Source organism: Streptomyces sp. SID4985 (assembly GCF_009863025.1).
Lineage (GTDB): Bacteria > Actinomycetota > Actinomycetes > Streptomycetales > Streptomycetaceae > Streptomyces.
The window spans coordinates 1-665 of the sequence record NZ_WWIR01000345.1; the positions used below are offsets into that span (position 1 = coordinate 1).

The following is a 665-nucleotide window of genomic DNA, read 5'->3' on the forward strand; positions in this document are numbered from 1 at the left end:
GGGCGCGGGCCAGCGCGCGGGCCGCCTGCGCGTCGGCGGCGGCCCAGTCCGCGGGCTGTGCGGGCGCGCTCACCCCGAGCGTCCACCCGGGCTGCGGCTCCGGCTCCCGCCCGCCGGGCACCAGCACCCTTACGACGTCCCGCGCGAGGTCGGTCAGCGGCGAGCCCAGCGCCGCCCCCAGCGCGGCGGCCGCCACCGCGTCCGGCGCCCTTCCCTCGGGCCGCGCGTGCACGACGACCCAGGGCTCCCGCCCCGGCCGCAGCAACGGCACGACCTCCTCGGCCCCCGCCCCCAGCAGCATCCGCACCAGCGCCGAGGACCGGTCCGCCCCGGCCCCGCTCTGATGCTCCCCGGTCAGCAGCGAGAGCAGCACGGCGGCGACGGACGCGATGGTGTGGTCCCCGGGGGTGCGTCGCGCGGCCGCGACACCGAGCACGAACCCGCCGCCGGTGCCGAGGGCGTAGGCGGCGAGGTGGGTGCCGTGGTGGGTGTCGGTGGCGGAGGACGGGGCCTGGCGGCCGGCCGGGGAAGGGGAGTGGGGGTCGGGTGTGGCTCCCGGGTGGGTGTCGGTGGGGGATCGGTGGGTGGTGGTGCCGGGGCGGTGAGGCGTGACGTGGCCCGGCAGCGCGTCGGACGTGTCTCCTCCGGGCGTGGGCCCGGCCGCG

Annotated in this window: 1 pseudogene; it reads right to left on the reverse strand. The window is 80.5% G+C overall.

Annotated elements, in window-relative coordinates:
* Positions 1-665, reverse strand: a pseudogene (locus GTW40_RS14475) (PucR family transcriptional regulator); the annotation flags it as partial.